This window comes from Eubacterium sp. BIOML-A2, assembly GCF_009680135.1.
GTDB lineage: Bacteria > Bacillota > Clostridia > Lachnospirales > Lachnospiraceae > Faecalicatena > Faecalicatena contortus_B.
On record NZ_WKZK01000042.1, the window covers coordinates 38,868 to 56,938 of the forward strand.

Annotated in this window: 19 protein-coding genes and 1 tRNA gene; 4 read left to right on the forward strand and 16 right to left on the reverse strand. The window is 47.3% G+C overall.

All coding sequences use genetic code 11. From position 1 onward, the window contains the following. Positions 1 to 51 precede the first annotated feature (51 nt). From GKG43_RS14770 to GKG43_RS14820, 12 genes are all read right to left on the reverse strand, one after another. A complete protein-coding gene (locus tag GKG43_RS14770; RefSeq protein ID WP_173020112.1) occupies positions 52 to 678 on the reverse strand; it encodes a hypothetical protein in 627 nt (208 codons plus the stop codon). Next, a complete protein-coding gene (locus GKG43_RS14775) occupies positions 611 to 1,921 on the reverse strand; it encodes a glycosyltransferase (RefSeq protein WP_050640439.1) in 1,311 nt (436 codons plus the stop codon). Before GKG43_RS14775 ends, GKG43_RS14770 begins: the two co-directional genes overlap by 68 nt. Positions 1,922 to 1,983: 62 nt before the next feature. Then, positions 1,984 to 2,493, reverse strand: a complete 510-nt coding sequence (locus GKG43_RS14780) for a DedA family protein (protein ID WP_050640440.1) — start codon at positions 2,491 to 2,493, stop codon at positions 1,984 to 1,986. Positions 2,494 to 2,588: 95 nt separating this feature from the next. Beyond that, positions 2,589 to 3,155 carry a CDP-alcohol phosphatidyltransferase family protein gene (locus tag GKG43_RS14785; RefSeq protein WP_129879263.1) on the reverse strand — a complete coding sequence of 189 codons (567 nt, stop codon included), beginning with the start codon at positions 3,153 to 3,155 and terminating at the stop codon, positions 2,589 to 2,591. Between the two features lie 67 nt (positions 3,156 to 3,222). Beyond that, a complete protein-coding gene (locus GKG43_RS14790) occupies positions 3,223 to 4,629 on the reverse strand; it encodes a glutamate synthase-related protein (protein ID WP_129879264.1) in 1,407 nt (468 codons plus the stop codon). A 187-nt stretch (positions 4,630 to 4,816) separates the two neighbouring features. Then, entirely contained in the window at positions 4,817 to 5,518 is a 702-nt protein-coding gene (locus tag GKG43_RS14795; protein WP_050640443.1) for a 3'-5' exonuclease, read from the reverse strand. Between the two features lie 16 nt (positions 5,519 to 5,534). Next, the gene (locus GKG43_RS14800) at positions 5,535 to 6,206 is read right to left on the reverse strand and encodes an HAD family phosphatase (protein WP_347562060.1); all 672 of its coding nucleotides are present in this window, start codon (positions 6,204 to 6,206) and stop codon (positions 5,535 to 5,537) included. Then, complete coding sequence (locus GKG43_RS22935) at positions 6,199 to 6,372, reverse strand: hypothetical protein (protein ID WP_167702498.1); 174 nt, start codon at positions 6,370 to 6,372, stop codon at positions 6,199 to 6,201. Before GKG43_RS22935 ends, GKG43_RS14800 begins: the two co-directional genes overlap by 8 nt. A 76-nt stretch (positions 6,373 to 6,448) precedes the next feature. After that, positions 6,449 to 7,030 carry a xanthine phosphoribosyltransferase gene (locus GKG43_RS14805; protein WP_055153646.1) on the reverse strand — a complete coding sequence of 194 codons (582 nt, stop codon included), beginning with the start codon at positions 7,028 to 7,030 and terminating at the stop codon, positions 6,449 to 6,451. Positions 7,031 to 7,082: 52 nt separating this feature from the next. Beyond that, entirely contained in the window at positions 7,083 to 7,706 is a 624-nt protein-coding gene (locus tag GKG43_RS14810) for a DUF624 domain-containing protein (RefSeq protein WP_050640446.1), read from the reverse strand. A gap of 248 nt (positions 7,707 to 7,954) precedes the next feature. After that, a tRNA-Gly gene (locus GKG43_RS14815) sits at positions 7,955 to 8,025 on the reverse strand. A gap of 145 nt (positions 8,026 to 8,170) precedes the next feature. Then, a complete protein-coding gene (locus GKG43_RS14820) occupies positions 8,171 to 10,327 on the reverse strand; it encodes an EAL domain-containing protein (protein ID WP_129879266.1) in 2,157 nt (718 codons plus the stop codon). Between the two features lie 353 nt (positions 10,328 to 10,680). Between GKG43_RS14820 and GKG43_RS14825 the strand changes: the two genes are divergently transcribed. Together GKG43_RS14825 and GKG43_RS14830 are read left to right on the forward strand one after the other, a co-directional pair. Continuing rightward, the gene (locus GKG43_RS14825) at positions 10,681 to 11,244 is read left to right on the forward strand and encodes an NAD(P)H-dependent oxidoreductase (RefSeq protein WP_129879267.1); all 564 of its coding nucleotides are present in this window, start codon (positions 10,681 to 10,683) and stop codon (positions 11,242 to 11,244) included. Between the two features lie 85 nt (positions 11,245 to 11,329). Next, the gene (locus GKG43_RS14830; RefSeq protein ID WP_050640449.1) at positions 11,330 to 11,593 is read left to right on the forward strand and encodes a DUF6465 family protein; all 264 of its coding nucleotides are present in this window, start codon (positions 11,330 to 11,332) and stop codon (positions 11,591 to 11,593) included. A gap of 43 nt (positions 11,594 to 11,636) precedes the next feature. On the opposite strand, the gene GKG43_RS14835 is transcribed toward GKG43_RS14830, so the two are convergent. Beyond that, a complete protein-coding gene (locus GKG43_RS14835) occupies positions 11,637 to 12,551 on the reverse strand; it encodes an AraC family transcriptional regulator (protein ID WP_050640450.1) in 915 nt (304 codons plus the stop codon). Between the two features lie 200 nt (positions 12,552 to 12,751). Here GKG43_RS14835 and GKG43_RS14840 point away from each other — a divergent pair, with 200 nt between their 5' ends. Next, the gene (locus GKG43_RS14840; RefSeq protein ID WP_129879268.1) at positions 12,752 to 13,891 is read left to right on the forward strand and encodes a PTS transporter subunit EIIC; all 1,140 of its coding nucleotides are present in this window, start codon (positions 12,752 to 12,754) and stop codon (positions 13,889 to 13,891) included. A gap of 170 nt (positions 13,892 to 14,061) precedes the next feature. On the opposite strand, the gene GKG43_RS14845 is transcribed toward GKG43_RS14840, so the two are convergent. The 3 genes from GKG43_RS14845 to GKG43_RS14855 all read right to left on the reverse strand — a co-directional run bounded on the left by GKG43_RS14845 (position 14,062) and on the right by GKG43_RS14855 (position 17,155). Next, positions 14,062 to 15,471 (reverse strand): amidophosphoribosyltransferase, encoded by a 1,410-nt coding sequence (locus GKG43_RS14845; RefSeq protein ID WP_050640452.1) that lies wholly within the window; start codon positions 15,469 to 15,471, stop codon positions 14,062 to 14,064. Positions 15,472 to 15,598: 127 nt separating this feature from the next. Next, positions 15,599 to 16,390, reverse strand: a complete 792-nt coding sequence (locus GKG43_RS14850) for a tyrosine-protein phosphatase (protein WP_050640453.1) — start codon at positions 16,388 to 16,390, stop codon at positions 15,599 to 15,601. A 102-nt stretch (positions 16,391 to 16,492) separates the two neighbouring features. After that, positions 16,493 to 17,155: a Crp/Fnr family transcriptional regulator gene (locus GKG43_RS14855; protein ID WP_050640454.1), complete on the reverse strand. Its 663-nt coding sequence runs from the start codon at positions 17,153 to 17,155 to the stop codon at positions 16,493 to 16,495. Between the two features lie 132 nt (positions 17,156 to 17,287). Here GKG43_RS14855 and GKG43_RS14860 point away from each other — a divergent pair, with 132 nt between their 5' ends. Beyond that, on the forward strand, positions 17,288 to 17,989 hold the full coding sequence (locus tag GKG43_RS14860) for a 4Fe-4S binding protein (RefSeq protein ID WP_129879269.1): 702 nt from the start codon (positions 17,288 to 17,290) through the stop codon (positions 17,987 to 17,989). The last annotated feature ends 82 nt before the right edge of the window (positions 17,990 to 18,071 follow it).

The window sequence follows — 18,071 nt, forward strand, 5'->3', positions numbered from 1 at the left end:
CTGATATTTTTTTTCAAAAGGGTCTGACCCTTTTGCAGAGGGGTCTGACCCCTATACGTTTAACAGTATACCACATTTCGGAATATTTGCATTCGTTGGAAGCTCAGGAATGTTCTTTTTATTTACTTCACCGTAATTATGAGCTGCGACAGTCACTGTGGAGAACGGCAGCGGTATCACGTATTTATCCCATCTCCAGGTCATTCTGAGTTTTGCAGAATAGGAAACGGAGATACCGACAAAGTCTTCTTCTGCCTGTTCAGACAGATAAAAGGCCAGTTTTTTAGGTTCATGCCTTGGCCCCAGGGGACCGTCAAGCGCTACGGCGATGGAACGGGTTCTTTCGTATGCGTTCTGCATGATTACTTTGAGCGCCCCGAAGCTGGCAAAACCGTCCGGCACTCTCAGGGCGTGGCCGCCGCTGCGCTCTATCATATTCTGAATATAGTCTCCTCTTTTATCAGCAGTCACAATTACATCGACAGGACTGGTCTGTTTCGAGATTTCTGAAAGTATCATGTTCATAAAAAAACTGTCCTCGTGCCAGAAACCGAATATCTGACTTCCGCCGCTGATCGAATTTTCGGCCCACTGTATTGTAACTGTTTTATTAAGAAGCTTTAAATAACCGATAAATAGATGCCCCAACACGTTCTGCCCGATTTCTCTCATTTTCATATGCGGATTCCTCTTTCTCTCTCTGATTTATACACTGTGCGTAAAGCATTTCTTCGTAAACGGCCAGTCTGGATGATCTGAATCCGGATGCAGTCAGCACGGCCTGCTCTTTCAATCTGCCATAGTTTTCTATTTCCATTGCCTCCATGATTCTCGCTGACCATTCTTCCGTGTCTTCCGCCGTCGCATATCCGTTTTTCCCGTTCACTACAATGTCCTCCACTCCGGTAGCATTGACCGCCACAACAGGAATACCTGCTGCAAAAGCCTCTGCCAGTACAATTCCCTGCGTTTCCGATTTGGAAGCAAACAAAAACAGTTCACAAGCCCCGAGAAAATGTTTCATTTCCTGATTCTCTACATTTCCTACAAATACAGTTTCCTCGGAAATCCCCAGTTCGGCAGCCATCTTTTCCAGTTCGGATCTCATGCTTCCTTCTCCGATAAACAATACCCGGAACGACTCATCCATCCGCTCTTTCAGCCTTGCGATCCCCTTCAGCATAAACCGCGGATTTTTCTCTTCCTCCAGGCGGGATACTGTACAGAACAAGTGCTTTCTCCCCTGCAGGTACTGCTGCCTGAGAGCCGTACATTTTTCTTCATCCTTTATATAAAAGGAATCTTCCAGCCCCGTGGGGAAAATCGCCGTTGGAGTCCTCGTTCCGCTCTTTCGCATCGCTTCCTGCATACTGAAGGTGGGCGCCAGTATCAAATCGCATTGGTTTGTAAACCACCTCATATATCCCGGCACTATCTTTTCTTTTCCCAGGCGGAATATCTCCTGACGCACGGCGCTCTTGTCCTCTACGGACTGAAACGGGCGTATATAGTGAAGATAATCCTCGTATTTTGTATGATACGTGTATATGACAGGCAGATCATACTTTTTCCCCAGGTATAAAGCAATCGGCCCCACAAACATCGGATGATGCACATGGATGCAGTCAAACTGTTCTTTTTCAAAGGCCTGAATGATCTCCCTGCTGATTATCCTTGGATATACCATACCGTTTTCCATTTTTCTGCTGCTGGTTTTGTAGCGGATGACACGCTCCCTGCGTGTTTGCTGCGGATCTTCGAACTGTTCTCCGGGCCGGATGTCTTCCGCCTGTTTATATTCCGGAGCAAATACCGTCACCTCATGTCCCAGCTTTGCAAGTTCTTTTGCCTGCCTTTCAACGGAAATGGGTACCCCTCCTACGAAAGGTTTATAATTATTTGTCAACATTGCAATCTTCATTCCTAACTCCTCCTCTGTCTGCACTTCTTCTGCCTTTTCACTGCGCCGCTTCGTCTCTCTGTCTATGCCAGCAGCTTAATTGCTGCATCGCCGAAAAAGTATCCGGCCCCGACAAATACCAGATTCCACAGGAAAATACCTACCGTTGAACTTACCGTATATTTCAGGAAATCCATCTTAACCATCCCTGCAGGTATGGAAATGATGGTCCGCACCATGGGCAGCAGCTTGCTGACAAACACACCGATGCAGCCCTTCTCACGCAGCATATCCATCTTCTCCTCTATCACAGCCTGATGTTTCGGAAATTTTTTGAAATAGAATCCCATCACCTTCGGGCCTCCCAGCCTTCCCAGAAAATACAGGAGCCAGCTTCCGGTCAGTCCCGCAAATACTGATAAAAGCATGACGATCGGAAAACTGATTTCCCCCTTTGCTGCCCAGATCCCTGCCAACGGCATGATCAGCCCTGCCGGGAAACCTGGAAGATTCATGTATTCCAATAAAACGATCAGGTAGATAAAAAAGGCACCATATTCAAGAAAATATTGAGTCAATGTTTGGATATTCATAGAAACAGCCTCCTTTAACTGTTTATAGAATAAAACAGATTTCTAAAGGAGGCTGGCATAAGAAGCAAAAGAAATTCTTAAGAAGTTATAAGATTTTATGAATCACGCCCCATCTTCCAAAACACCGGAATATAGGCCACAAAGGAATACAGCATGAATCCCCCGCAGAGAAGGATCATCCCATTCGCCGCACTTTCCGGCAGCTGCGGGAACAATATCAGCAGGAACATCACCACATACAGCACAGCGGTACACACTTTACCAAACCATTTTGCCCCATCCAGCATCTTCCCTTTCCGGAGCATTATGATCCCCATAATCCCCATAAATCCTTCTTTTACCACAAACAGTACCATCAGGGCAATCATATAAGGATACCGGAAACATAAAGACAGTACAATCGCTCCCTGGGTCAGCTTATCTGCGATCGGGTCCAGTGCCTTTCCCACCTTTGTAATCATATGGAATCTGCGCGCCACAAAACCGTCCAGGAAATCCGTGATCCCGGAGATCCCTATCATGACTGCCGCTATATAATAATCCGTCACAGTTTCCGCTGTCACATACCGCCATACGATTACCGGAATCAGCAGAATCCGGAAATATCCCATTAGGTTGGGTATTGATAACAGCTGTTTGCGTATTGGTGTGTCTTCATTCATATTATCCCGCTTCCTCTCTGCTCATTTTCTGCCATGCTTTTCTTCCCGATGCACTGCACCGAAGGGATCATGCATGCGGTATATCCGTGTACTCTGAGATTTCCCTGCTGATCGTGCACAAATCATCCACGCTCAGATCATGAATATCTTCATGTCCGGTAATCCGCGCAAATGTCTTCAATTCTTCAAAACTGCAGTTCAGGAAATTCCCAACTCTCCTGGCCGCTGCATCTGACTTAAACCTTTCCCTCAATTCCGGATTCTGCGTTGCAACCCCTACCGGGCAGTTACCGCTTCCGCAGATGCGGAACTGCTGGCATGCGGCGGCAATCAGGCCCGCCGATGCAACAGCAACGGCATCCGCGCCCATCGCGATTGCCTTTGCAAAATCAGAGGACACCCGCAGGCCTCCGGTGATCACAAGGCTGATATCATCTGCCCCATTTTCCCTCAGATACTTTTTCGCACGGTAAAGTGCATAGATGGCAGGCACGCTGGTAGAATCCCTGACCAGCCTCGGGCTTGCGCCTGTCGCACCACCCCTTCCGTCGATGGTGATAAAATCCGGCTCCGCGTAAACGCAGAATTCCAGATCCTTCTCAATGCGCCCTGCGGCGATTTTAATCCCAATCGGACGCCCGCCGGAGGCCAGGCGGAGCTGAGCCACCAAATCTTTCAAATCCTCTTTATTGTTGATTTCTTCGAACTTTGATGGGCTGATCACATCTTTGCCCAGAGGCTTATTCCGAACCGCTGCAATCTCCGGCGTCACTTTTCCTCCCGGCAGGTGGCCTCCCATTCCGGGCTTGGTTCCCTGACCGATCTTCAGTTCAATGGCATCCGCGTTCCTTAGATTCTCCGGGGTTACGCTGTATTTATTCGGAACATATTCAAAAATATACTTATGCGCTGCCTCCATCTCTTCCGGGAGAATGCCTCCCTCTCCGCTGCACATGGCTGTCCCTGCCATTGCAGAACCTTTGGACAGCGCAATCTTTGTCTCCCTGGATAATGCTCCAAATGACATATGGGATATGTAAACAGGACCTTCCAGCACCATGGGCTTTTCCGCTTTTTTTCCGATCACCGTTTTGATACTTACAGGAGCATGTTCATCCAGCGGAGGCGGATTAAGCTGTGCACCCAAAAGCAGGATATCGTCCCAGCACGGCATCGGCATCTTCGTACCCATCGCCTCGATGATGGTTTTTCCGCTCACTGCCATTTGATGGATTTCTTCCATATACCGGCAGGAATCGTCTTTCCGGTAGAACTCAGGAGGATACGCCAGCGGATCTACATTCTTTTCCACAGAAGGAATCTCATGTTCCTTTTTTTCCTCTGCCTCCCCTTCCATTTCAAATACACGGACCGGCTGTCTGCACACCGGACAGACCGTCAGTTCTGAAAAAGGCGCGTCTTCCTTCTCCTCATCATAAATAAATCCACACACTCCACATTTATACTTTGCCATATTGTATCCTCCTCTTTTCTGCATTTCTCTGCCGTTCTGATACCAGTAATTAGTTCTATTATAGCTGTTAAAATTTTCCGGGTCAACACAAATCAGGAATTATTATTATTTTTATACATTTTCTAAAAATAAAGCCCGCCGCAGAAAGACAGGATCTTTCCGGGCAGGCTCCTTATATAACCGGTTATCAGATTCGCTTATTTATGATATCGTCAATCATTTTTGACGCCTCATTTTTTGTAATTGTATCAGGATCCCACTCCAGCTGAATCCCATTGTTCAGGATCAGTTTCTTCAAAAAACCAATCTGTTTGGGAGTTGCAGGCATGGCTTTTTTCTGTTTATAACTTAGTGTTACCGGCTGAAAAAGTTTTGGCTCCTTCTCCTCAAAATAATGTGCCAGTGTCTGATAAAGCTTTGCCGTAGCCAGCGCATCATGATAGGCACGGTGGGCGGCACGATTCTCGATGTGGTAGTAATCACACAGACAGCCCAGGCTTTTCGATTCCATATCTTTATGTACTTTTCTCGCAATCCTGAGCGTATCAATTCCGGCGCGTTCAAAATCCAGTCCTTCTGCCATGGCGCCTACTTTCACAAAACTGTAGTCAAAAATAACATTGTGCCCGATCAGAATATCATCCCCGCAGAAATCCAAAAAGTCAGGAAGCACATTCCTGCTGCTTCTGGCGCCCGCGACCATCTCGTTGGTGATTCCGGTCAGCTCCGAAACAACCGGAGAAATGTTCTCTGTGGGGCGGACGAATTCCATAAAACGTTCCTGCACCTTACCATCGCGCACTTTCAGTGCGCCAATTTCGATGATTTCATTCTGTTCCGGGTTCAGCCCGGTCGTCTCCAGGTCAAATGCGATATATGATTTCAGCATACTGTTTCTCCTGTAATTATCCTTCCTGCAACAGCCTCAGGACATCGAAAAGGGTGTCAAACCGATGCCATGCCATTTCCAGAATCTTCTCGTCGGGTTCTACCAGATCCGGCACCATAATGGCGCGCATCCCCGCCGACACTGCGGACCGGATACCGGAAGGGGCATCCTCCAGCGCCACTGCATTGGCCGGGTCAACCCCGATCGCTGCGCAGGCTTTCTGATAAATCTCCGGACTTGGTTTGCTGCATGTTACCATATCTCCAAATACCGCGCCGTCAAAATACTCCCACAGCCCCTGCTCCATCAGGAGCGTGCGTGCATGCTCTCTGCGTGAAGAAGTGGCGAGTGCTATTCTGTACTGCTTATCCGCCGCATATTTCAGGAGTTCCACCACTCCAGGTTTTATTTCCAGCCCCTCTTCAGCCACAATTTTATGGTATTCGCTGCGGGTCATCACTGAAAAATCCGCCATCGGGAAATAAGGATCCACATTTTTCCTAAAATATTCTTCGCGCCTCTTTACGTTAAACCCAATCGTATGATAGATATGATCCCCAAAATGTTCATAGCCCAGCACCGTCCCCACCCGTTCCCAGGACCGCTGCACGACTCTTTCCGAATTGAAAATGAGCCCGTCCATATCGAAGACAAGCCCATATACTGGTGGGTGAATTTGACTACTCAAAATAAATCCCTCTGCCGGTACAGTCATTGATATAGGTTACAACTTCCTCCAGTTTCTTCGCGGCCGACTGCATATCTTCCCAGTCATCACCGCGCAGTTCTTTGGAGACTATTGATTTTTTAACATCCTTCAGTTTATGGATCAGTTCCTGATTCTTTTCCCCCATGAAATACAGCTCCCTTCTATACAGGCATTGCCTTGTTGGTGCCTATTGTAACATCTTTTTCGTACAAATCCAATTCCTACTGTTCACGGAATTTGATCGTCCCGCTCTCAGCATCCATACTTTCCACGATGGCCAGAGACTCCAGCTGGAAACCCAGATTCCGGATCATACGCCCGCCGGACTGGAAGCCCTTCTCAATCGCAATTCCAATCCCTTCAACCACGGCCCCCGCAGACTGCACAATCTGAATCAGTCCCTGCAGCGCGCAGCCATTAGCCAGGAAATCGTCGATTATCAATATATGATCCTCCGAAGAAAGGAACTTCTGAGCAACGATCACATTATTCTTGCACTTATGCGTAAAAGACTCCACCTCAGCCACTAACATCTCCCCTTCCAGGTTAATGCTCTTGGACTTTTTAGCAAAAACAACCGGAACATCAAAATGCTTCGCCACAATGCATGCAATCCCAATCCCGGATGCCTCAATCGTCAGAATCTTATTAATCTGCTTATTCGCAAAGCGTTTTCTGAATTCCTTCCCCATCTCATCAAACAGGTCAATATCCATCTGATGGTTCAGAAAACTGTCCACCTTCAGAACATTCCCTTCCTTCACAATCCCGTCCTTTAAAATTCTCTCTTCTAAAAAGTTCATCCTTGTCCTCTCCTATTCAAAGGGGTCTGACCCCTTTGCTTTCCATTTTCTCCTAATTCTTGATTGTATGAAATATTTCAAAAACTTTACGCAATAAGAATGAGTTCAGCCAGGCTACCAGTGACACGCCGATGATCAGCCATACTGCAATGCCGATCAGAAGATTCCGTGTGTTCAAAAAGGTGATGATAACCGGCCCAGCCGTGATGATAAGCATTAATACTGTATATGGAAGCTTTGCTACGGATAACAGTACTGCATTTTTGAATGTATTCTTGATCGTGTTCTCATAGCGCGCCGTCAGAGGGAATACATAGATTACCATACACAGCCAGACTACGCCGAGCACTAAGAAGATGCTCTGGAATATGGTACGCATCGTTGACTCCATGACCGCGGAGAAACGGATATCGATTCCGATTATGATTCCAACGACCAGCAGAATCAGCCACATTATGGTGCTCTTTTTGAAGTTCTCCTTAAATGCCCCCAGAAATCCTTTTACAATATAACCTTCTTCGTTCTTTACCAGCTTCAGCATGACGGTATACATAGCGGTCGTGGATGCCCCGATTGTGATGATCGGAATGGAGCATATGATCCACATGATGTTCAGCAGCATAAAATCGCATACCCTGCTAAGCGCCCTCATTACAACGTTATCGGTCCAGTTCATTAAATCTTCCTCTTTTCTTTTTGTAGTATCCGAAAACCTCCCCCCTGAAGTATTTCGAAACATTTATATTTTGGTTTTACATAGAATAAAGTAATTATACTTTAAATGGAGTAACTTCTCAACTTCCTTTTTGAGAAAATCTGTGAAATTATCTGGTTATGTGATAGGAACGTGCTAATCTCTTTCCTATTATACAAAAAAGCCTTATATCAAAACCGGATCTCCGTTTGATATAAGGCTGTTCTTTAAGCGGGTGATGGGAATCGAACCCACGTATCCAGCTTGGAAGGCTGGTGTTCTACCATTGAACTACACCCGCGTCATCTCTGACACGAGTGATATAATATCATACCTTCCCACAAAAAGCAATACCTATAATCTAATTTTTTAATTTTTTTAAATCATTTCTTTAAAATCCCGTAACTGTTCCGGCCTGCCTGAACAACTACAGGCTCTCCACACAATCAGCCTCCCTTGGGAATACCGCCGGTTTTCCCAAATTTCCTGAAAAACTCATCTCTGGGCAGAGGATGAGAAAAAAGAAATCCCTGCCCCATGTTGCAGTTAAAGCCTTTTAGAATGTCCAGCTGTTCATCATCTTCAATGCCTTCCGCGGTGGAAATAACCTGGTTCAGCTGTCTGCACATCTCGATCGAATTTTCCACCAGCACCCTTGCTTTCGGATTGTCCTTCAGGTTCTCTACCAAACTTTTGTCCAGTTTTAATTCCACAAAATCCATGTTTGACAAAATCGCAAGGTTTGAATACTGGTAGCCATAATCATCCAGCGACACAACAAAATGGTATTTTTTAAGTTCGTCTATTAACCCTTGTAATGCTGAAGGTTCCATCTTGCTGATGCTCTCCGTGATCTCCAATACAAGCAGTCCTTCCGGAACCCCATATCTCGCCCTGATTTCAGCAAGACTCTGCACAATCCCCCGCTTCATCAGGCTGATACGGGAAAAGTTTACCGACACGGGAACGGGCTTCCCTCCTGCTGCCATCCATTCTTGCAGCATCCTGCATACTTCCTCGAACGCAAAGCAGTCCAGAAATGGGATCACGCCTTCCTTTTCATACAGCGTTATAAACTGTTCCGGCAGATAATACTCTCCGTCTTCCCCTTTCTGCCGAAGCAGGGCTTCCGCCCCCACCATCTCTCCTGTCTCCAGACAGATCTTTGGCTGCAGAAACACCTCAAACCTGCCTGTCTCTATCTCCCTGACAAGCTGCCTTGCCACAGCCTTATGATAGGCCGGCTTTCCTGAGATCATGCTGCCATAATAAGTCTGCTTCTCCAAATACATCATATTGTCGCTGCCGCCAATAAGCTCTTCCACATCAAAGGTTCCCTCTCCAAAGTTAACCCCCATAGAGAAATCACAGATGCATTCATTTTCTGCATACTTCTTCAGGGCTTCCAAACGGCTGTTAAATTCCGCCTTTGTACCATTCACATACAGCGCGATAAACTCGTCGCCGCCGATTCTGTATGCATTCTCCGGAAATGTCTGCTTTATCCCTTGTGCCACACTTCGGATCATTTTGTCGCCATAAGCATGACCATAGTGGTCGTTCGCATATTTCAGCCCGTTAATGTCACAGAAAACAACCCCCATCGATTTCAGTTTCTGTCCGCCCAGCTCCTTTAGTTTTTCCATATAAAAATTTCTGTTTCCGAGGCCGGTAAGCGCATCAATCCTGCCCATTTCCCCGAGTTTCATAATCATACGCCGCTTCTGTACGTCATTATATATAAAATGCGCAACCGACTGAAGAAGCTTGATATGTTCCACTCCGCGCGTCGGATCATCCACACCTATGAATCCATACAGCGTCTTCTCTCCGTCCTTCTGCAGTTCCGCCTCCCATATAGGCGCTGCCATCAGGCAGCCAATCCCCTGTTGATTGAGTATGTCCGCTTCCGGAGCCTTTTCCTCTACCCGGCTGCTAACAGACGGCAGATATACCGCCCCTTTATTGAGGAAAAGCTCCATCCAATGGCCGGTTACATCTCTCGGAACACGCTGCAGATTCTCCTTCTGGGGAATGACGCCCTCATTGCACCACTCATATGTATTGACCAGGATGTCGTCCTCATAATTGCATTCAAATATATAGGATCTGTCCGCCTGGAAAAATTCCCCAATAATGCGCAGCAGACCATTGATTGACATATCAATATCCTGATTCTCAGAAAGCATATGAATACACTGCACCAGGGTCTCTTCGATCGAAAGCTTTCTTTCCAGATTTTTATGGAGCTCCTCGCTCTCTGTGATATCCACGCAGATCTCCAGGCGGAACAAATGCCCGTCGATCTCAATCAGCTTATCCCGAAGGCTGAAATGCCTGCCCAGCTTTTCATTATAATGCTTCCATGTATAGAACTTATCTCTCATCAGATAACCATTCGTACAAAACTTACACGGTGCACTCTGCCCCTGCAGCAGTTCATAGCAGCGTCTCCCCTGGTAATCTTCGCCCGGTTTTAAATCCAGCGTATCCCTCATTGCCTGATTCAGATAAATGACCTCATATGTCTCAGGATCTGATATATATACAATATTTTCACTCTCATCTACAATAACGGGATAAATCTTATCCTTCTCAATCATTTATGTTCACCTGTCTTTTTCAATCATTCGCCATTGCCCAGCCCCTCCGGCGGCCGCCGTACCGGGCCTTTCATCTGCGTTAATCAAACCCATAAACCTTTTGCTTTATTATACAATACTTTATTGAGATTGGATACTAAAAAACAGATGTTGCGGTTATCTTTTTTCCCCGGACAGCACAGATAAAACACAAGAAATCGTCGCCCCCGGTTATTTTTCCGGCCGCAGAAATCTTTGAAATATGTATCCAGTCACAGGACCCCGTAAGAGACGGGCACCACTGTGCCCCATTTGGGATATAATACCTTAGAATCTCCTGAAAAGCAAAACAGAAACTATTACGGAGGAAATATATGAAACTATTATTCATCAACTCATGTGTAAGAGCAGAATCCAGAACATTGCAGCTGTGCAGGGCTTACATGGAAGGCTTACAAAAAGAATGGACCATTCAGGAAGTGGATCTGCAAAAAGAATCCCTTATGCCGTATACGGAACAAATGCTGGAAAAGCGGGCCGCAGATATCCAAAACCATGATTACTCGGCTCCCGGCTTCCAGTATGCCAGAGAGTTTGCACTGGCCGATGCGGTTTTGATAGGCGCACCCTATTGGGACCTCTCCTTTCCCTCTTCCCTGAAGGTATATTTTGAGCATATCTGCGTAAACGGAATTACATTCCGCTATTCCGAAGCCGGGCTGCCGGTTCCCATGTGCAGAGCCAGGGAACTTATGTATATCACCACCTGCGGCGGCTATATTGGGGAACGTAATTCGGCGGATCAATATATAAGAGATCTTTGCGGGATGTTTGGTATCGGTAAGGTTCGATTCTTTGCAGCGGAAGGGCTGGATATTGCGGAAAACAATGCAGCACTTATCATGGCCGGGACCAAAAATGAATTAAGTAAATTGTAATTCCGGCTGCCAGCCATTGGTTTTTGACTTCTTGTCCCAAAAGTACTATAATTCATAAGACATTATAAAAAAGGGAGCTGAAAACATGAGCAAAAGAATTGAGAAGAAAAAACAGAAGAAGCAAGCAGTAACCGCGGCGTCCGCTGTACAGGTACCGGCTGGCAAAGCCAACTTATATATTCAATATCAGGATCAGGAATACCTGGCTGATGAAGTCATAGAAATGGTAAGAAAAAAGTGCATGAGTGAGGGGTTACCTGAATTGGAGGATCTCTCGATATATCTCAAGCCGGAAGAACGGAAGGCTTATTATACCTGCGGCGGAAACAGCGGGGCAGTGGAGATTTAAACGCAATCGACAGGACGGGGCAGCCGCAGACTGCTCCGCCCTGTTACGTTTCGTCATTGTCAATCACTCTTTTATTTTCCTTTCGGTATTCCTGTGGTGTGCATTTCATAATGCTGCGGAATACCTTTGTATAATAACTCTGGCTCTCAAATCCGGCCATCTGCGCCACCTGCATGATACTGCAGTTTTTATTTTCCAGAAAATCCAGGCTTCTTTTGACTCTGTACTTCTTCACATATTCCATCGGGCTCTGCCCCACCTGCCTTTTGAACATCCTGCAGCACTCCGTATTGCTGATGCTGCAAGCCCTGGCTATGTCGGTCAGATAGATTTTCTCCCCCATATGTTCCCGTATGTATTTGACTGCCTTATATATCAGCTCATTCTTAGGATTTTTACCGGGCCTGCCGGCTCCGGCGCATAGTACTTTTTCATACAGAATCCGCCAGCATTTGAGCAGCAGTATCTGTATATCCATTTCATACCCCGCTGCCCCGGCCGCAGAATATGATTCTGCCTCCAGCAGAATGGAGGCAATTTCTCTGTGCCAAAGTTCCCTCCCGGTAAGATGAATATCCGAAAATGCCTGGTCTCCGGAAAAATATGGGAAGATATAATTTTCAGAAATACGTCCCTCTGCATTGTATCCAATCAAGGACGGATGAAAGATTACGACCAGATATCTGCATTCATTCGTCCTGTTCCGCCGGTACGAATGGAGAACATTTCCATTTACCAAAACCCCTTCTCCTTCTGTCAGTGTATACTCTGAATCCTCCCCGATATAATCCAGGCGCCCCTCCAGAACAAGTATATATTCCAACTCCACATGCCAGTGCGACAGCACCTCACCATCCCTGTAATCCGAGATCTGCTTATAAGAAATAAAAAATGGGAAGTCCTCGTCTAAAAACATACCCGTCTCCATCTTCACTTCATTCCGTTCAATAAATTCCATAAATATCCTCCACAAATCGGCATCATCTGCCGGCGGTATTCTAATAGTCCGGTCTCACTTTACTTCTATTCCTACAGCGGCTTTTAAGCCCGCTTCAATTTGGTAAGATTTTTATAATATCCGTGCTGATAATTATATATTATCACCCTATACTTCATTATAATTATAATCAGAGAAAAAAGAAAGAGGTGAATAGGATTATGAAAAGATATGTGAACGAGAACCCCTTTTCCAGATTATTTGATACCATATCCGCTTGTATGAAACCTGTAATCCCGATACTGATGGCGGCAGGCATTTTAAAACTTTTGATCATCCTGATTGGATATACCGGTTTATTTACCCTCTCTCCCCAAACCGAAGATGTCCTTTCCGCGGTCAGCAATGCGGCCTTTTACTTTCTGCCGGTTTTTACGGCTTACTCATCGGCCTGCCATTTCAGAGTCAATCCCCTTATTGCCATGGTATCTGCGGCGGTTCTTCTGCTGCCCGATTTTATCGAGCTTTTAAACACGCAGGGAATGATCCGTTTTCTCTTTCTCCCTGTATACAAGGCTTCGTATGCATTTTCCGTATTGCCTGCTATCCTTTTGGTATACGTGATGTCAAAACTGACCGGGCTTCTGGAAAAAGTTTCTCACAAAACATTCCGGACATTTTTTATGCCGGTTATCACTATTACTTTGACATCTGTAATTGGAATTCTGTTCGTGGGGCCGCTCTGTACGGTCATGGGAAATAGGATTTCTTCGTTCATATTTGAATTGCAGGATATCAACCCGGTACTGTCCTGGGCCGTTTTTTCTGCACTTTCCCCATTTCTGACAATTACAGGGACGAGCTGGATCTTTACGGCTATTGTGCTGGAGAGCTTAGGGAATACCGGCATGGAGATCGGCTATATGGTGAGTTCCTTCATTTGTGTGACATCGATAGCCGGCGTGGCTCTGGGCACATTTTATACTGAACCCGGCTCACTGGAACGGCCCACTTACCTCTCCGTCGGACTCGTTGCGCTGTTTGCCGGCATCACAGAGCCGGCGCTTTACGGGATCTGTATCCCCCAAAAATCTCTGCTTGCCGTGGCTTCTGCAGCCAGCTTTGCGGGTGGGATTTATCAGGGAATCTTTACACCGTGCAGTACGGTATACTCTTTCCCATCGGTGTCAACAGTACTCATGTTTTATCAGGAAGGCAATCCCTCCAATCTCTTCCATGCCATTGCCGCCGCTGCCATCGGATTTATAACAGCCTTTGCACTGACTATTACCGTCAAATATATCCGCGGATTAGCCCAAAGCAGGCAAGCACACCTCAGCTCCCCGCCTCCTCACTCATGAGGAGCTTGCACACTTTGGCGCCGCCGCGATGCCGCTTTGAGGCTATATAACTTATCGCGGCGTGTGCATCCCACGAAGGGTTTTATATAATAGGAAAGCCGCACACGTAAGTCATCATACTTCGTGTGCGGCCTTCACCTTTGCCAAGGCATTGCCTGCCCGGCAATTTTCTATTCTTTTCCGTCAAAGCAGTACGTACAAAGTTTGCACGGTGACAGCCCAATCGATGCAACCAGATCATCCAGCCTGTGGTAGCGCAGCGTTGTAAAATTCTGGCGTCTGCGCACTTCCTCTACCATATCATGATACCGGCTGCAGCAGGGATTGGCATACTCTTCCAACACTTCCCCCGTCACTTCCTCTTCCCTTTCCTGGATAATCCTTCGCGTGATTAGATCCAGCTCAGACTTGGAGCGGGAAAAGTTCAGAAATTTACAGCCAAACAGAAGCGGCGGGCATGCCGGACGGACATGCACTTCTTTTGCTCCGCTCTGATACAGGAATTCGGTTGTCTCATGAAGCTGGGTTCCTCGTACGATAGAGTCATCGATCAGCAGCAGCTTCTTATTCTCAATCAGTGCCTGCACCGGAATCAGTTTCATCTTGGCGATCAGATCACGCTGGTTCTGGTTCGTCGGCATAAAGGAACGCGGCCAGGTTGGCGTATACTTAATAAACGGCCTGGCGTAGGGGATTCCGGATTCATTGGCATAGCCGATGGCATGCGCGATGCCGGAATCCGGCACTCCTGCCACGATGTCCGGTGATACGCTGTTCCCGTCCCGCTTCGCAAGCATGCTTCCGCACTTGTACCGCATCTCTTCGACATTGACTCCTTCGTAGGAAGAAGTCGGATAACCGTAATACACCCACAGGAAGGAACACATCTTCATCTCCTCCCCCGGCGGGCTTACTGTCTCTACGCTCTCCGGTGTGATAAATACAATCTCAGCAGGCCCCAGCTCCTTATAATCCGTATAACCCAGATTGATGTACGCAAAATTCTCAAAGGAGACACAGTAAGCGCCGTCTTTTCTGCCGACTACAAGCGGCGTGCGTCCATATCTGTCTCTCGCCGCATACAGCCCCTCTGTGGTCATTAACAGCAGCGTCATGGAACCATCCACAAGCTGCTGGACGTACCGGATTCCCTCCACGATGGAATCCTTTTTGCAAATGAGGGATGCGATCAGTTCCGTTGCGTTGATCTGTCCGCCGCTCATCTCCTGAAAATGTGTATGTCCATTTTCATATACTTTTGACAGAAGCTCCTGCATATTATTAATCTTTCCGACCGTCGTGATTGCAAAGCTGCCCAGATGGGACTGGATCAGCAGCGGCTGCGGTTCGTAGTCCGATATGCAGCCGATTCCGAAGCATCCCTTGAGCTCCTCTACATCTTTCTCAAACTTGGTGCGGAACGGTGAATTCTCTATGTTATGAATCGCACGCTGAAATCCGTCTTTCCCAAAAGTTGCCATCCCGCCTCTTCTTGTCCCAAGATGTGAATGATAATCCACACCATAAAACAACTCTAACGTACAGTCCGTTTTTGAAGCTACGCCAAAAAAGCCTCCCATGTTTTTGTCTCCTTCTAAAGTAAAATTTCTTTTGCATATAACAGGCAGCGTCAAAAAGCATGTCCTCACAGCCTGTTTCCGCATCCAGTTTAACACAAACTGATTCCCAGCGTAAAGACTGTGATGATCAGTTTTCCAAATATTTTTTTCTGAGCTTCTCCTTGTCCGCATCGCTGAGCAGGATCCGGCTGCGCAGGTATTCATCCATAGAGCCATACTCCCTGTCAATCACATCCAGAGCCTTAACCAGGTGCTTCACCTCTGCTCCCGCCGTGGAGCGCGCGGCCTGTACCGCTTCGTCCCCTAAACCTTTTGTTCTCAAAAACTGCTCCATGGCTTTTATATTTTCCTTATAATAGTGGTTAGTTATCTCATAATCTTCCAGAATGACGCTGCGCTCCACCCCCAGTGCGGCCAGCACCAGCACGGAACCGAATCCGGCTCTGTCTTTGCCCGCTGTACAGTGCCAAAGAACCGCCCCCTGCTCATTTTCCAAAAGAATCCGAAAGAACCGGGCATATCCTTTTTGGGAAAATGGTGTCGTGGCAATCTCCACATACATATCTGCCATCGCGCCGCTCAGTAAGTATTTGATGGCCTCTTCCGGCGTAAATACGCCGCTCGCTGCAACTGCGGCCATACTTCCGTTCTCCTCGTCCAGAATCGGTACGTGATAATTCTTCACCCCGTCTATCTCCGGATCCGGCGCCTTGTCCCGCTCCGGTGTCGTCCTGAAATCAACCACATCCGTCAGGCCGTATATGTCCCGCAGCCTTTTCAGATCTTCCGGCAGGGCTTCTGCCAGCTTCCCCGTCCTCAACAGCGTGTTCATTTTGATTTTCCTGTTATCGGCTCCGGTGTATCCGCCAAGCTGCCTCGCATTGCCAACACCGTTAAGCCCTATTGATTTTAAATCCATATGATTCCTTCTCTGCCTCCTGTTTCCGCCACATTTACCGCATCGTATTTTATTATAGACCTTTTCACGCTCCCGCACAAGATTCTTACACACCACTTTTCCTTACTCCCCCTGCAAAAGGATAAAATGATTCTTATGATAGTGAAGCAGACCGTCCCTCTGCATTTTGGAGAGTTCATTCGAAAGGGCGCTGCGGTCCACAGCCAGGTAATCCGCCATCTGCTGCCTGTTAAATGGAACTTCAATCTCTTTTTTCCCCTGCTTTACCGCTTCAGACGAAAGGTAGGATAACAGCCTTTCCCGAATGGATTTGGGCGTAATATGATTGATCTTCTGTGCCAGATTCAAATTCTTGGACGCCATAATCATAAGCAAGTTGCGGACAAGCCTGGCATGATGGCTGCAGGAGGACGCACAGCTTTTGACCACCTTTCCCACGTCCAGAAACAGCACCGTTGTCTTCGCCGTTGTCATGACGTCCGCCATCATAGGAGCCCTCTGGCTGCACGCGTAGGTCTCCGCAAACACTTCCCCAGGCAGTATATGCCCAATAATATTTTCATTTCCCCAGATATCCGGCCTCACAATATTAACGCCGCCCTCCAGCAGCAGCCCCATCCGTCCGATATGCTGCCCTGCATGGTAAATGACCTCCCCCCGTGCGTATGTCTTCTCCTGTGCCCCCAGGCACCCAAGCATGGCTTCGGCCTCCTCCACGGTAACCCCCTCAAACAGTTTCGTCCCCACGATAAATTGATAATCCATAAATTCTCTCCGTTTCGTTGTAATAACAACTTTTTTTATATTTAAATTATAGTATAATGCCACTATAGATACAAGGAAAGGATTTAAATCCCGGAACAGTTATATACCGGCAAGTCAAAAGGAGGAATTGAAATGATAAGGAGAATTATAGAAATAAATGAAGAAAAATGCAACGGATGCGGATTATGTGCAGAAGCCTGCCACGAAGGGGCAATCGGCATGGTGGACGGGAAAGCCCGTCTGCTGAGAGACGATTACTGTGACGGCCTGGGAGACTGCCTTCCTGCCTGTCCGGCAGACGCGATCCGCTTCGTGGAACGGGAAGCCGCCGCATACGATGCCGAGGCGGTCAAGGCTCATCAGAAACACAAAAATACAGCTCCCCTGCCCTGCGGCTGCCCGGGCACCCAGGCAAGGGAGCTGAAGCCGCACACTGCTGCCAAGGCCTCCGCACCTTCTCCGTCCCCCACAGAATCTCAGCTGCTCCAGTGGCCGGTACAGATCAAACTCGTCCCGGTCCAGGCCCCCTATTATAAAAATGCAGAGCTGCTCATCGCCGCCGACTGCACCGCGTACGCCTATGCCGGCTTCCATCAGGACTTCATGAAGGGCAAAATCACCCTCATGGGCTGCCCCAAACTAGACAGCGTAGACTATACGGAAAAACTAACCGAAATCCTCCGTCAGAATACCATTAAAAACGTCACCGTCGTCCGCATGGAAGTCCCTTGCTGCGGCGGAATAGAACAGGCTGTAGTAAATGCAGTCCAAAACAGCGGAAAAAAAATCCCATACCGAATCATAACCCTGTCGACTCAGGGCGTGATTCTTTGAGGAGCGGAGGCGTCCCCCACCCGCCATATAATAACATGATTGGAAATAATTAGATGCACGTACACCTTGTTAAATCAGCGCT

Coding starts and splice junctions, on each gene's coding strand:
- GKG43_RS14840 (WP_129879268.1), top strand. CDS start 12,752: ATGAAAAGATATGTGAACGAGAACCCCTTTTCCAGATTATTTGATACC.
- GKG43_RS14845 (WP_050640452.1), bottom strand. CDS start 15,471: ATGGGAGGCTTTTTTGGCGTAGCTTCAAAAACGGACTGTACGTTAGAG.
- GKG43_RS14775 (WP_050640439.1), bottom strand. CDS start 1,921: ATGAAGATTGCAATGTTGACAAATAATTATAAACCTTTCGTAGGAGGG.
- GKG43_RS14785 (WP_129879263.1), bottom strand. CDS start 3,155: ATGAATGAAGACACACCAATACGCAAACAGCTGTTATCAATACCCAAC.
- GKG43_RS14825 (WP_129879267.1), top strand. CDS start 10,681: ATGAAACTATTATTCATCAACTCATGTGTAAGAGCAGAATCCAGAACA.
- GKG43_RS14850 (WP_050640453.1), bottom strand. CDS start 16,390: ATGGATTTAAAATCAATAGGGCTTAACGGTGTTGGCAATGCGAGGCAG.
- GKG43_RS14860 (WP_129879269.1), top strand. CDS start 17,288: ATGATAAGGAGAATTATAGAAATAAATGAAGAAAAATGCAACGGATGC.
- GKG43_RS14780 (WP_050640440.1), bottom strand. CDS start 2,493: ATGAATATCCAAACATTGACTCAATATTTTCTTGAATATGGTGCCTTT.
- GKG43_RS14805 (WP_055153646.1), bottom strand. CDS start 7,030: ATGAACTTTTTAGAAGAGAGAATTTTAAAGGACGGGATTGTGAAGGAA.
- GKG43_RS14820 (WP_129879266.1), bottom strand. CDS start 10,327: ATGATTGAGAAGGATAAGATTTATCCCGTTATTGTAGATGAGAGTGAA.
- GKG43_RS14835 (WP_050640450.1), bottom strand. CDS start 12,551: ATGGAATTTATTGAACGGAATGAAGTGAAGATGGAGACGGGTATGTTT.
- GKG43_RS14790 (WP_129879264.1), bottom strand. CDS start 4,629: ATGGCAAAGTATAAATGTGGAGTGTGTGGATTTATTTATGATGAGGAG.
- GKG43_RS14810 (WP_050640446.1), bottom strand. CDS start 7,706: ATGAACTGGACCGATAACGTTGTAATGAGGGCGCTTAGCAGGGTATGC.
- GKG43_RS22935 (WP_167702498.1), bottom strand. CDS start 6,372: ATGGGGGAAAAGAATCAGGAACTGATCCATAAACTGAAGGATGTTAAA.
- GKG43_RS14855 (WP_050640454.1), bottom strand. CDS start 17,155: ATGGATTATCAATTTATCGTGGGGACGAAACTGTTTGAGGGGGTTACC.
- GKG43_RS14770 (WP_173020112.1), bottom strand. CDS start 678: ATGAAAATGAGAGAAATCGGGCAGAACGTGTTGGGGCATCTATTTATC.
- GKG43_RS14830 (WP_050640449.1), top strand. CDS start 11,330: ATGAGCAAAAGAATTGAGAAGAAAAAACAGAAGAAGCAAGCAGTAACC.
- GKG43_RS14795 (WP_050640443.1), bottom strand. CDS start 5,518: ATGCTGAAATCATATATCGCATTTGACCTGGAGACGACCGGGCTGAAC.